Genomic DNA, 14,033 nt, shown 5'->3' with positions numbered 1-14,033 from the left:
ACACGGGAACGACGCGCCACCGCGGCGGGCGGCCGCCGCGGTGGCGCGGCAGGCAGAAGCGAGCAACGGGTTGTCCGTCAAAGGGGGAGACATGGAAGGCCAGGCACAGTTCACTGCGCCCCTGACCGCTTGCCAGGAGGGGACGTGGCTGGCCCAGCGCGCGGAGAACCCGCCCCGGCAGTACGACATCAGGCAGTACGCCGATGTCCTGGGCCCGCTCGACACGGACATCTTCCGGCGGGCGCTGCGGCAGGCCGTCGCCGAGACCGAGGCGCTCCGGCTGCGGTTCACGCAGGACGGCGGGGCCCCGGTGCAGGTGATCCGGGCGGCCGGGGAGAAGATCGCGCTGCGGCACGTCGACCTCACCGGCGAGGACGAACCGTGGGAGGCGGCGCAGGCGTTGATGCGCGCGGACGGCCGGCACCCGGCCGACCCCATCGAAGGGGACCTCTGCGCGCACATCCTCTTCAAGCTGGCCCCCGACCGGTACGTCTGGTATCAGCGCCACCACCAACTGCTCGTCGACCACTTCGGAAGCACCCTGCTGGCCCGCCGCGTCGCCGCCCTCTACAACGCGGCCCTGCGCGGTGAGCCGTACTGCCCGCCCGGACACGCCCCGCTGCGGGAACTGTGGGAGCAGGAGGCCGCCTACCGCGAGTCGCCGGAGCACGAGGCCGACCGCCGGTACTGGCACGAGCACTTCGCGGACCGCCCGGAGCCGGCCACCGTGCCGGGCCACCGGTCGGTGAGCCGCGACGCCCGCCCCCGCGCGTCCGGACACCTGTCGGCCGCGGGCCGGGAAGCGCTGCGGACGGCCGCCGGGCGTACGGGCGTGAGCCGCGGCGCGCTCGTCGTCGCCGCGGTCGCCACCTTCGTGTGCCGCACGACGGGCGCGGACGAGGCGCTGCTGAGCTTCCCGGTCGACGGACGTACGGGCCCCGAGGCCCGGCGGACGCCCTGCGCGACGGCCAACGTGCTGCCGCTGCGGCTGCCCGCCCGGCCCGGCGACAGCCTCGCCGGGCTGGCCCGTGCCGCGCAGCGGGAGATCGACGGGCTGCTGGAGCACCGGCGGTACCGCGGCGAGCGCCTGCACGCGGAACTGGGGCGGCCGGGGGGCCGCCGCAACTTCGGCCCCTCGGTCGCCGTCCCGGCGAACGGCTCGGGCCTGCGGTTCGGCGAGGCCCGGGGCACCCTGCACGACCTGCCGGGCGGGCCCGTCGAGGCGTTCTCCGTGGTGCTGCGCGAGCTGCCGGACGACGCCGGGACGAGCGTCGTCCTCGAAGCCGACCCGGCGCTGTACGACCAGGAGTGGGCCGGGGCGGGACACCGGGCCTTCGTCCGGCTGCTGGAACAGGCGGCGGCCGAACCGGACACGCCCGTCGGGCGGTTCGGGGTGCTGGGCGCGCCGGAGCACGGACTCGTCGTGGAGGGCTGGAACGCCACCGGCGCCGAGCGGCCGGGCACCTCGGTGCCGGAGCTGGTCGCCCGTCAGGCAGCGCGCCTGCCCGGCTCCATAGCTGTGTCCGACGACGAACGGTCCCTGACGTACGCGGAGTTGAACGCGGAAGCGGGCCGCCTGGCCGCGTATCTGACCAGCCGGGGCGTGACGCGCGGCAGCCGGGTCGCCGTACTGATGGAGCGGTCGGCCGGGCTGCTGGTGGCGCTGCTCGGCGTGTGGAAGGCGGGCGCGGCGTACGTGCCGGTGGACGCCGCGTACCCGGCGGAGCGGGTGGCGGTCATGCTGGCCGACTCGGCGCCGGCGGCCGTGCTGTGCACCGGGAGCACCCGGGCCGCGGTGCCGCCCGGCGTGCCCGGCGACGTGGTGGTGCTGGACGACCCCGGACCCGGGCGGCCGTGGCCGCGAGCCCGGCGCAGGGCCCCGCGGTCCGGGTGGGCCCCGAGGACCTGGCGTACGTGATGTACACCTCCGGCTCCACCGGGGTGCCGAAGGGCGTGTCGATGCCGCACGGCAGCGTCGCCGGGCTCGTCGGGCAGCGCGACTGGTCCGTCGGCGCGGGCGACGCGGTGCTGATGCACGCGCCGCACGCCTTCGACGCCTCGCTGTTCGAGGTGTGGGTGCCGCTGGTGTCCGGGGCGCGCGTGGTGGTGGACGGGCAGGGCGTGGTGGACGGGCCGCGGATCCGTGCGGCCGTGGCGGCGGGGGTCACGGCGGTCCATCTGACGGCGGGGTCGTTCCGGGTGGTGGCCGAGGAGTCGCCGGAGTGCTTCGCCGGGCTGCGCGAGGTGCTGACCGGCGGTGACGTGGTGCCGCCCGCCGCCGTGACGCGGGTGCGCGACGCCTGCCCCGAGGTGGCCGTACGGCATCTGTACGGGCCGACCGAGGCCGCCCTGTGCGCCACCTGGCACCGGCTGCGGCCCGGCGACCCGGTGCCGTCCGTACTGCCGGTGGGCCGCCCGCTGGACAACCGCCAGGTGTACGTGCTGGACGCGTTCCTCCAGCCCGTACCGCCGGGTGTGACGGGCGAACTGTGCATCGCCGGGACGGGCCTGGCGCGCGGCTACCTCTCCCGCCCCGGCCTGACGGCGGAACGCTTCACCGCCAGCCCCTTCGTCCCCGGCGAGCGGATGTACCGCACCGGCGACATGGTGCGCTGGACCGACGACGGGGAACTGGTCTTCGTCGGGCGGGCGGACGCGCAGGTCAAGGTGCGCGGCTTCCGTATCGAGCCCGGTGAGATCGAAGCGGCGCTGGCGGCCCACCCGGCCGTGGGCGAGGCGGTGGTGGTGGCCCGCGAGGACCGGCCGGGGGAACGCCGGCTGGTGGCGTACGTCGTGGCGCAGCCCGCGTCCGACGGCGGCCCGAGGGACGGGCAGCCGCCGCGCGACGAGCAGCCGTTCCGCGACGAGCCCGGCGGTGAGCGGGCCGCAGCGGGCGTGGGCAGCGCCCCGGAAGCCCTGCTCACCGGGGAGTCCGGCGGCAGCGCGGCGGCGGGCCGGGACACCGGCGCGCTGCTCGCGGCGCTGCGCGAGTTCGTGGGCGGGCGGCTGCCGGAGTACATGGTGCCGTCGGCGTTCGTCCCGCTGGACGGGCTCCCGCTGACGGTGAACGGCAAGGTCGACCACCAGGCGCTGCCCGCCCCCGACTTCACCGGCAGCGGCTCGGCGCGGGAGCCGCGCGGTGCCGCCGAGGAGACCCTGTGCGCGCTGTTCGCGCAGGTGCTCGGCCGGGACCGGGTGGGGCCCGAGGACAGCTTCTTCGAGCTGGGCGGCGACTCGATCATGGCGGTGCAGCTCGCCTCGCGGGCGCGCCGCGCCGGACTGGTGCTGACCACCCGTCAGGTCTTCGACGAGCGCACCCCGGAGCGGCTGGCGCAGGTGGCCCCCGCCCCGCCCGCCGGGCAGCCGGACACGGACACGGAGACCGGCGAGGTGCCCTGGCCGCCGCTGAGCCCCGCGCGCGGCGGGAACTTCGCGCGCTGGGCGGTACTGGCGGCCCCGGACGGCCTGCGGACGGACACCCTGCGGGCCGCTGTCGCCGCCCTTTTGGACACCCACGCCGTTCTGCGCGCACGGACCGCCGCCGGGGACGCCGGGCCGCGCCTGGTGGTGCCCGGCCGCGGCACGGTGGACGCGGCGCCCCTGGTCACCCGGGAGACCGTGGCCGCGGCGGACCTCGGTCCCGCCGCCGAACGGGCGGCCCGCGAAGCGGTGGCGCGCCTCGACCCGTCGGCCGGGGCGAACCTCCGGGCGGTGTGGCTGGACGCGGGCGCCGCGCAGCCCGGCCGCCTGGTCCTCGCGGTCCACCACACGGTGGCGGACGCGGCGTCCTGGCGCATCCTGGTCCCGGACTTCGTGGCCGCGTGCGAGGCCGCGGCCGCGGGCCGCACACCGGCGCTCGGCCCGGTAGGTACGTCCTTCAGGCACTGGGCGACCGTGTCGGCCGCGCAGGTGACGCGGGAACTCCGGGACGCGGAACCCGCCGGAACGGCGCGCCGCATGGTCTGGACCGTGCCGCCGCAGCAGACGGCGGCACTGGTGGACCGGGCACCCGCCGTGTTCCACTGTACCGCCGACGAGGTGCTGCTGACCGCGCTGGCCGCGGCCGTCGCCCACGGGCGCGAGGACGCCCGTACCGGTGTCCTGCTGGACATCGAGCGGGACGGCCGCCGCGACGGTCCGGACGGGCTCGACCTGTCCCGTACGGTGGGCCGGTTCACCCGCGTACACCCCGTAGAGCTCGACCTGTCCGCCACCGCCCTGAACGAGGTCCTGCTGGGCGGCCCGGCGGCCGGGACGCTGCTCAAGTCGGTGAAGGAACAGGTGCGTTCGGGGCCCGACAGCGACGACGGGTCCGGCCTGCCAGGTCACCGCACCTCAGAGGCGGCTGCCGCTCCCCGCATCGCCTTCGGCTGCTCGGGACGCCCGGAGCGAGGCGGCGCACAGGTCACGGCCGGGGCCGTCGCGACCGGCCGCGACGAGCCGTCCCCGTACGACCTGGAGGCGGACGCGGCGATCGGTACGTCCGTCGCCGGCCCCACCCTGACCCTCACGCTCACCTGGCGGCACCGGGACGGGCACGGCCGGACCGACGCGGCGGCGCAGCGGCTCGGCCGCCGCTGGGTGGAGATGCTGGGCGGCCTGGCCGCCCACGCCGCCCGGCCGGGAGCGGGCGGCCACACGCCCTCCGACTTCCCGCTGCTCGCCCTCACCCAGGAAGGCGTCGCGGAGCTGGAGGCCGCCGTGCCGCGCCCGGCGGACATCTGGCCGCTGTCGTCCCTCCAGGAAGGGCTGCTGTTCCAGTCCTCCTTCGAGGAGGAGGGCCCGGACGTCTACGAGACCCAGTGGATGCTGGAGCTGTCCGGACCGCTGGACGCCGCCCGCCTGCGTGCCTCCTGGGAGGCGCTGCTGGACCGGCACGCCGCGCTCCGCGCGAGCTTCCACCGGCGCGCGTCGGGCGAGGCCGTCCAGGTCGTGTCCCGTGAGGTGCGCCTGCCCTGGCGGGAGATCGACCTGTCCGGCCTGTCGGAGGCCGACGCGCTGTCCGGCATCGAGGAACTGGCCACACGGGAGCAGGAACGCCGCTTCGACACGGCGGTGGCGCCCCTGCTGCGGCTGCTGCTGATCCGCCTCGGCCCGGACCGGCACCGGCTGGTCGTCATCAGCCACCACATCCTGATGGACGGCTGGTCCATGCCGGTCCTGCTGGCCGAACTGGCCGAGGTCTACGCGGCGGGCGGCGACGCGTCGGCCCTGGCCCCGGCCGCGTCCTACGGCGACTACCTCGCCTGGCGCGCCCGCCAGGACCGGGACGCCGCACGGGCCGCCTGGGCCGCCGAGTTCACCGGCACCGACGAGCCGACGCTCGTCGCGCCGGGCGCGGCCGACCGGGGCCCGGTGGACGCCGGACACGTGATCACCGACATCCCCGAGCGGACCACCCGCGGCCTCGCCGCGCTGGCGCGCCGCCACGGCCTGACGGTGAACACGGTGATGCAGGGCGCCTGGGCCCTCGTGCTGGCCCGGCTGGCGGGCCGTACCGACGTGGTGTTCGGCGCCACCGTCGCGGGCCGGCCGCCGGAGCTGCCCGGCATGGAGTCCATGGTCGGCCTGCTGATCAACACCGTGCCGGTACGGGTACGCCTGGACGCCGCGCAGCCGGTGCTCGGGCTGCTGCGCGACCTCCAGGAGCGCCAGTCCGCGCTGGTGGCCCACCAGCACCTGGGCCTGCCGGAGATCCAGCGGCTGGCCGGCCCTGGCGCCGTCTTCGACACGCTCGTCGTGCACGAGAACTACCCCCGCGCGATCGCCGCGCCCGGCTCCCCGGACGCGCTCTCCTTCGCCGTCCTGGGCACCCGCGAGGCCACCCACTACCCGCTGACCCTGGGCGTCATCCCGGGCGAGCGGCTGCGCGTGCACGTGGCGCACCGCCGCGGCCAGGTGGCGGCGGACATCGCCGGGAAGCTGGTCGGGCGGCTGGTGCGGGTCTTCGAACAGCTCATGGCGGACTGCTCGGTGCCGGTGGGCCGGGTCGGTGTCCTGGACGCGGACGAGCACGCGCTGGTCGTGGCGGACTGGAACCGTACGGACGCGCCGGTGACGGTGGCGACGATGCCCGAGCTGTTCCGCGCCCAGGCCGCGCGCACACCCGGTGCCGTCGCGGTGCAGGACGGCCACGAGGCGCTCACCTACGCCGAACTGGAGCACCAGGCCGGACAACTGGCCCGGCACCTGACCGCGCACGGCGTGGGGCCCGAGTGCCGGGTGGCGGTCGTCGTCGAGCGGTCGGTGGCGATGGCGGTCGCCGTGCTGGCCGTGGCGATGGCGGGCGGGGTGTACGTACCGGTGGACCCCGAATACCCGGCCGAACGCATCGCGTTCGTGCTGCGGGACGCCGAACCGGCCGTCGTGGTGTGCACGACGCGCACCCGGGCCGCGGTCCCGGACGGTGCGTACGGCGGCACGGTCGTCCTGGACGACCCCACGGTGGCCGCGGCGGTGGCGCGCCGGGCGGGCGGCTCGCTGTCCGACGCCGAGCGGTCCGCGCCGCTGCACGCCGACCACGCGGCGTACGTGATCTACACCTCCGGATCGACCGGTGTGCCCAAGGGAGTCCTGGTCCCGCACCGGGGCCTGGCCAACCTCGTCGCCGACCGCGTCGGGCGCTACCGCATCGGCCCGGACAGCCGCGTCGTGCAGCGCGTCTCGCCCAGCTTCGACGTGTCCATGGGGGACATCTGGCCGGTGCTGTGCGTGGGCGGACGGCTCGTGCTGGCGCCGGCCGGGCAGGAGTCCTTCGGCGAGGATCTGGCCGACCTGCTGCGCGAACGCAAAGCCACCCATGTGGCGCTGCCCGCCGCGTTCCTGCCCCAGCTTCCGTCCGACGGCCTGTCCCGGCTGCGAGTCCTGATCGCCGGCGGCGAGCCGATGACCGACGAGGTGCGCCGCCGCTGGTCCGCCGGGCGGGAGCTGTTCAACGAGTACGGCGTCACCGAGGCGACCGTCACCTCCACCGTGACCGCGCCGCTGGACGCCGGCAGCGCGCCCGCGATCGGCCGCCCGATCACCAACACCCGTACGTACGTCCTGGACGCCTTCCTCCAGCCGGTGCCGCCGGGCGTGGTCGGCGAGCTGTACGTGGCCGGGGTGAACCTGGCGCGCGGCTACCTGGGGCGCGCGGGGCTGAGCGCCGCGCGGTTCGTGGCGGACCCGTTCGCGCCGGGCGGGAGGATGTACCGGACCGGGGACCTGGTCCGCTGGACCGGTGACGGCGAACTGGTCTTCGCCGGGCGGGCGGACGCCCAGGTCAAGGTGCGCGGCTTCCGTGTCGAACTCGGCGAGGTGGAGGCCGCGCTGGCCGCGCACCCCGCGGTGGCGGACGCGGTCGCGGTGGTCCGCGAGGACCGCCCCGGCGAGCGCCGGCTGGTCGGCTACGCGGTCCCCGCCGGTCCCGGCCTGGACGAACGGTCCGTCCGTACGCACGTCGCCGGGACACTCCCGGACTACATGGTGCCCTCGGCCGTGGTGGCCCTCGACGAGCTGCCGAGGACCCCGAACGGGAAGCTGGACCGCGCGGCGCTGCCCGCTCCCGACTTCGCCGGGCAGGTCACCGGCCGGGAACCGCGTACCCCCGCCGAGACGGTGCTGTGCGCCCTGTTCGCCGAACTCCTGGGCCTGGACCGGGCCGGCGCCGAGGACAGCTTCTTCGAGCTGGGCGGCGACTCGATCACCTCGCTCCAGCTCGTGGCGCGGGCCCGCCGGGCCGGACTGCTGCTGACGTCCCGCCAGGTCTTCGACGAGCAGACCCCGGAACGCCTGGCCGAGGTGGCGGAGCCGGTGACGTCCGGACCGCGCGCCGACACCGCGGGCGCGGGCACCGGCGAGGTGCCGTGGACCCCGGTGATGCGGCTGCTCGGGGAGCGGATCACCGGCGGCCGGTTCGCGCAGTGGACGACCGTGGGCGCCCCGGCCGGGCTGGGCCGGGACGTGCTGGCCGCCGGGCTGGCCGCCGTACTGGACACCCACGCCATGCTGCGGGCCCGGGTGGTGCCGCGGCCCGGCGGGCCCGTACTGGCCGTCGGCGGCCGGGGCTCGGTGGACGCCGACGCGCTGGTCACCCGGGTGGACGTGGCCGGGGCACCGGACTCCGGCCTCGACGGCCTCGCCGAACGGGCCGCCGGAGAAGCGGTCGGACGGCTCGACCCGGCCGCGGGCGTCCTGGTCCAGGCGGTCTGGCTGGACGCGGGACCGCACCGCACCGGCCGGCTGGTGCTGGCCGTGCACCACCTCGCGGTGGACGGTGTGTCCTGGCGCATCCTGCTCCCGGACCTGCAGGCCGCCTGCGAAGCGGTCGCGGCCGGGCGCGCGCCGGAACTCGACCGCGTCGGTACGGCGTTCCGGCAGTGGGCCGGACTGCTGGCCGCGCAGGCGACCCAGCCGTGGCGGGTGGCCGAACTGCCGCACTGGGCCGCCGTACTCGACGGACCCGACCCGGTGCTCGGCGCCCGCGCCCTCGACCCGGCCACGGACACCCAGGCGACCGTGCGCCACCGCACGTGGCAGGTGCCCCGGGAGCAGGCGGCGGTCCTCGCCACCCGGACGCCCGCGGTCTTCCACTGCGGCGTGCACGAGGTGCTGCTCGCGGCGCTGGCCGCGGCGGTCGCGTGCGCCCGGCCGGACACCGAAGAGGCGGCCGGAATCCTGGTGGACATCGAGGGGCACGGCCGGGAACCGGTCGCGGGGGCGGACCTGTCCCGGACGGTGGGCTGGTTCACCAGCGTGCACCCCGTACGGCTCGACCTGACCGGCGTGGACCCGCACCAGGTCATGGCGGGCGGGCCCGCGGCCGGAGCGCTGCTCAAGGCGGTCAAGGAACAGACCCGCGCGGTGCCCGGCGACGGCCTCGGCCACGGGCTGCTGCGACACCTGAACCCGGAGACCGCCCCCGTACTGGCCGCCCTCCCGGCCCCGCAGATCGGCTTCAACTACCTCGGCCGGTTCCCGGCGGGCGCCCCCGCGGGCACCGTCCGGCCGTGGGAAGCGGCGGGCAGCACCGCACTGGGCGGCTCCGACGACCCGGACATGCCGGCGCCGCACGCCCTGGAGGCGGGCGCGGTCATCCGCGACACGCCCGAAGGGCCCGCACTGACCCTCACCGTCGGCGGACCGGCCGGCGTCCTCGACGACGCGGCCGTCGCCCGCCTGGGCGGCCTCTGGAAGGACCTGCTCGGCGGCCTGGCCGCCCACACGGCCGCGCCCGAGGCGGGCGGCCACACACCCTCCGACTTCCCGCTCCTGGACCTCGGCCAGGACGAGGTCGAGGAGTTCGAAGCGATCGCGGCACGGCTCGAAGGGGGACTGTCGCTGTGAAGACCTCAACACCCGCCACGGGACCGGCATCCGGCAAGGGCTCGGCACTCGCCGAGGTGTGGCCGCTGTCCCCGTTGCAGGAAGGGATGCTCTTCCACGCCGGGTTCGGCGACCAGGGGCCGGACGTCTACGTCATCCAGCGCACCCTGACCATCGACGGCCCGCTGGACGCGGACCGCTGGCACGCGTCCTGGCAGGCACTGCTCGGCCGGCACGCGGCGCTCCGCGCCAGCTTCCACCGCCGCAAGTCGGGGGAGGCGGTCCAGCTCGTCAGCCGGGAAGCCGTACTGCCCTGGCGCGAGACCGACCTGTCCGGCCTGCCCGAGGCCGATGCGCTCGCCGAGGTCGAACGGCTGGCCGCCGGCGAGTGCGCGGAACGCTTCGACCTCGGGCGGGCACCGCTGCTGCGGGTGCTGCTCGTACGCCTCGGCGCCGAGCGGCACTGCATGGTCCTGACGGCCCATCACATCCTGCTCGACGGCTGGTCGATGCCCATCCTCTTCGACGAGGCGACCACGGCGTACGCGGCGGGCGGCGACGCCTCGGTGCTGCGGCGCACCGCCTCCTACCGCGACTACCTGGCGTGGCTGGGACGGCAGGACAAGGAGGCCGCGCGGGCCGCGTGGCGCGCCGAACTGGCCGGGGACGGCGAGCCGACGCTCGTCGCCCCCGCCGACCCGGCCCGCACCCCGAGCTGCCCGACCAGGCCAAGGCCGACCTGCCCGCGCCCCTCACCCGCGCCCTCACCGACATGGCCCGCCGCCACGGCCTGACCGTCAACACCGTCGTGCAGGGCGCCTGGGCGCTGCTCCTGGCCCGGCTGTCCGGGCGCGACGACGTGGTCTACGGCACGACCGTGGCGGGCCGCCCGCCAGAACTCCCCGGCGTCGAGTCGATGGTCGGCCTCTTCATCAACACGGTGCCGGTGCGGGTGCGCCTGGACGCGGGGCGGCCCGTGGTGGAGATGCTCAAGGACGTACAGTCCCGCCAGTCCGCGCTGCTCCCGCACCAGCACCTGGGCCTGGCCGACATCCAGAAGCACGCCGGTCCGGAAGCGGGCTTCGACACGCTGGTGGTGTACGAGAACTACCCGCGCCCGGCCGCCGAATCGGCCCCCGGCGCGCTCACCTTCACCACGCTCGGCCTGCGCCAGGCCACCCACTACCCGCTGACCCTCGGCATCCTCCCCGGCGACCGGCTGGAGGTGGAGGTCTCCTACCGGACCGACCTGGTCACCGCCGAACTGGCCCGCGCGCTGGCCGGGCGGCTGGTGCGGGTGCTGGAGCAGGTGGTGGCGGACCCGTCGGTCCCGGTGGGCCGGGTCGGCGTCCTGGACGCCGCTGAGCGGCGCCGGGTCGTGACGGAGTGGAACGCCACGGCGGCGGAGACGCCGGGCGCCACCGTGCCGGAGCTGTTCGCGGCGCGGGTGGCGGCCGCGCCGGATGCCGTGGCCGTGACGGACGGGCGTCAAAGTGTTCAATTCGGTGAGTTGGACACCGCGTCGGACCGCCTCGCCGCGTACCTGCGCGGCCTGGGGGGCGGCCGTGGCGACCGGGTCGCGGTGGTGCTGGAGCGGTCGGCCGGGCTGCTCACGACGCTGCTGGCGGTGTGGAAGGCGGGCGCCGCGTACGTGCCGGTGGACGCCGGATACCCGGCGGAGCGGGTCGCGTTCCTGCTGGCCGACTCGGGGCCCGCGCTCGTGCTGTGCGCCGAGGCCACCCGCGCGGCGGTCCCGGCGGACCTGGCCGGGCAGACGGTCGTGCTGGACGACCCGAAGGTGCGGACGGCGGTGGCGGAAGCACCCGCCGGGGATCCCCGGCCGACCCTGCACCCGCAGGACTTGGCGTACGTGATGTACACCTCCGGCTCCACCGGCGTGCCCAAGGGCGTCGGCGTGCCGCACGGCAGTGTGGCGGCGCTGGCCGGGGACCGCGGCTGGGCGCTGGGTCCTGGCGACGCGGTGCTGATGCACGCCCCGCACGCCTTCGACGCCTCCCTGTTCGAGATCTGGGTGCCGCTGGTCTCCGGCGCGCGGGTGGCCGTGGCGGCGGCCGGTGCGGTGGACGCGCAGCGGGTGCGGGAGGCGGTGGCGGCGGGCGTCACGGCGGTGCACCTGACCGCCGGGTCCTTCCGGGTGGCCGCGCAGGAGGACCCGGAGTGCTTCGCCGGGCTGCGTGAGGTGCTGACCGGCGGCGACGTGGTCCCGGCGGCGTCGGTCGCGCGGGTGCGCGCGGCCTGCCCCGAGGTGACCGTACGGCATCTGTACGGGCCCACCGAGACCACGCTGAGCGCCACCTGGCACCGGCTCCGGCCGGGCGGGCCCGACCCGGACGTGCTGCCGATCGGGCGCCCGCTGGCCAACCGGCAGGCGTACGTGCTCGACGCGTTCCTCCAGCCCGTACCGCCCGGCGTGGCCGGCGAGCTGTACCTGGCCGGTACGGGCCTGGCCCGGGGGTACCTCGACCGCCCCGGCGCGACCGCCGAACGCTTCCCGGCCGACCCCTTCGGGCGCGGCGGGAGGATGTACCGCACGGGCGACCTCGCGCGCTGGACGCCGGACGGCGAACTGCTCTTCGCCGGACGCGCCGACGCGCAGGTCAAGGTGCGCGGCTACCGGATCGAACCGGGCGAGATCGAGGCCGTGCTCGCGGCCGCGCCCGGGGTGGCGCAGGCCGCCGTCGTCGCCCGCGAGGACCGGCCGGGCGAACGCCGGCTGGTCGGTTACGTGGTGGCGGCCGGGGACGGCACGGACGGCCCCGCGCCGGACGGCCAGGTCCTGCGCGAGCACCTCGCCCGCGCCCTGCCGGAGTACATGGTGCCCGCCGCCGTCCTCGTCCTGGACGCCCTGCCGGTCACGGCCAACGGCAAGGTGGACCAGAAGGCCCTGCCCGCCCCCGGCTTCTCCGCGAAGGCGGCCGGACGCGCACCGCGCACGGCGGCGGAGGACATCCTGTGCGGGCTCTTCGCCGAACTGCTCGGCCTGGAGCGGGTCGGCGCGGAGGACAGCTTCTTCCAACTGGGCGGCGACTCGATCATGTCGATGCAGCTCGCCACCCGGGCCCGCCGCGAAGGAGTGGTCTTCAGCGCCCAGGACGTCTTCGAACAGGAGACGCCGGGGGCGCTGGCCGCCGTCGCCCGGCTCGCCGACGAGGTGCGCGCCGCCCCGGACGCGGGCGTGGGCGAGGTGGCCTGGACCCCGGCCATGGCAGCGCTCGGGGAGTACGCGCTGAGCAGCGACTTCGCGCAGTGGATGGTCGTCACCACCCCCGCTGGCCTGCGGCCGGACGTGCTCACCGGCGGGCTGGCCGCCGTGCTGGACACCCACGACATGCTGCGGGCCCGTGTGGTGCGCGCGGAGGGCGGACCACGCCTGGTGGTGCCGGGTCGCGGCACGGTCGACGCCGCCACCCTGCTCACCCGTGTCGACGCCACGGACGCGCCGGCCGGCTCCCTGGACGACAGGGCCGACCTCGCGGCCAGGGAGGCGACCGGGCGGCTGGACACCGAGGGCGGCGTGCTGGTGCAGGCCGTCTGGCTGGACGCCGGGCCCGCGGAGCCCGGACGGCTGGCGCTCGTGGTGCACCACTTGGTGATGGACGGCGTGTCCTGGCGCATCCTGCTCCCGGACCTGCGGGCCGCCTGCGAAGCGGTGGCGGACGGGCGCGCACCGGAACTCGACCCCGTCCCCGCCTCTTTCCGGCAGTGGGCGGGCGCCCTCGCCGCCCAGGCCACGGCCGACGGCCGAATATCGGAACTGCCGGAATGGGCAGCCCTGTTCAAGGACGTGGCGCCCCCGCTGGGCGGCCGGCCGCTCGACCCGGCCGAGGACACCTTGGCCGCCATGACCTGGCGCACCTGGACGCTGCCGGGACCGACGGCGGCCACCCTCGTCGGCACGGCACCCGGCGTGTTCCACTGCGGCGTCCACGAAGTGCTGCTCGCGACGCTGGCGGGCGCGGTCGCGCACGGCCGGCCGGAGGCCGCGCTCGTCGTGGACATCGAAGGACACGGACGCGAACCGGCCGACGGCGCGGACCTGTCCCGGACGGTGGGCTGGTTCACCGGCGTCCACCCGGTCCGCCTGGACGTGTCGGGCATCGACCTCGACGAGGCGCCGCGCGGCGGACCGGCCGCCGGTGACCTGCTCAAACGCGTCAAGGAGCAGGCGCGGGCGGTGCCCGGCGACGGCCTCGGCCACGCCCTGCTGCGCCACCTGAACCCGCTCACCGCACCGGAGTTGGACACCCTGCCGGACGCCCACATCGGGTTCAATTACCTGGGCAGGTTCGCGGGTGCGGGCCGGGCCGGAGCGCCGGGGGACGCCTGGCAGCCGGCCGGCATCTCGGTGGTCGGCAGCTCGGCCGATCCCCGCACACCCGCCCCGCACGCCCTGGAGGCGGGGGCGTACGTCCAGGACACCCCGGACGGACCGGAACTGACCCTCAGGCTCGGCGGTCCCGCCGGTCTGTGGCCGGAGGCGGAAGCCGAGCGGCTGGGCCGGCGCTGGCTGGACCTGCTGGACGGTCTGGCGGCGCACACCGCCGATCCGGCCGCGGGCGGGCACACCGCCTCCGACTTCCCCCTGCTGGACCTCGGCCAGGACGAGGTCGAGGAGTTCGAAGCCGGTTTCGCGGACGGCGCCCCGTAACCCGCCCCGCGAGCCGCCGGCCGCACCCGTTGCCCGATGAACGCACGTCGTTTTGAGG

Annotated in this window: 3 protein-coding genes and 1 pseudogene; all 4 read left to right on the top strand. The window is 76.4% G+C overall.

Annotated features, from left to right (window positions below):
* The first annotated feature begins 91 nt into the window (after positions 1–91).
* The 4 genes and pseudogenes from EJG53_RS43280 to EJG53_RS43265 all read left to right on the top strand — a co-directional run bounded on the left by EJG53_RS43280 (position 92) and on the right by EJG53_RS43265 (position 13,975).
* A complete protein-coding gene (locus tag EJG53_RS43280) occupies positions 92–1,918 on the top strand; it encodes a condensation domain-containing protein (protein WP_125044047.1) in 1,827 nt (608 codons plus the stop codon).
* Positions 1,906–9,327 (top strand): annotated as a pseudogene (locus EJG53_RS43275) (amino acid adenylation domain-containing protein); the annotation flags it as partial. The gene EJG53_RS43280 and the pseudogene EJG53_RS43275, both read left to right, overlap by 13 nt.
* Positions 9,324–10,100 carry a condensation domain-containing protein gene (locus EJG53_RS43270; RefSeq protein WP_125044046.1) on the top strand — a complete coding sequence of 259 codons (777 nt, stop codon included), beginning with the start codon at positions 9,324–9,326 and terminating at the stop codon, positions 10,098–10,100. The pseudogene EJG53_RS43275 and the gene EJG53_RS43270, both read left to right, overlap by 4 nt.
* Positions 10,079–13,975, top strand: coding sequence for an amino acid adenylation domain-containing protein (locus EJG53_RS43265; protein WP_280526810.1), 3,897 nt, complete (start codon positions 10,079–10,081; stop codon positions 13,973–13,975). The genes EJG53_RS43270 and EJG53_RS43265 overlap by 22 nt, the downstream gene beginning before the upstream one ends.
* Positions 13,976–14,033: the final 58 nt, after the last annotated feature.

The organism is Streptomyces chrestomyceticus JCM 4735 (assembly GCF_003865135.1).
In the GTDB taxonomy this organism is placed as follows: Bacteria; Actinomycetota; Actinomycetes; order Streptomycetales; family Streptomycetaceae; genus Streptomyces; species Streptomyces chrestomyceticus.
This window is presented reverse-complemented; position numbering and strand designations above follow the sequence as displayed.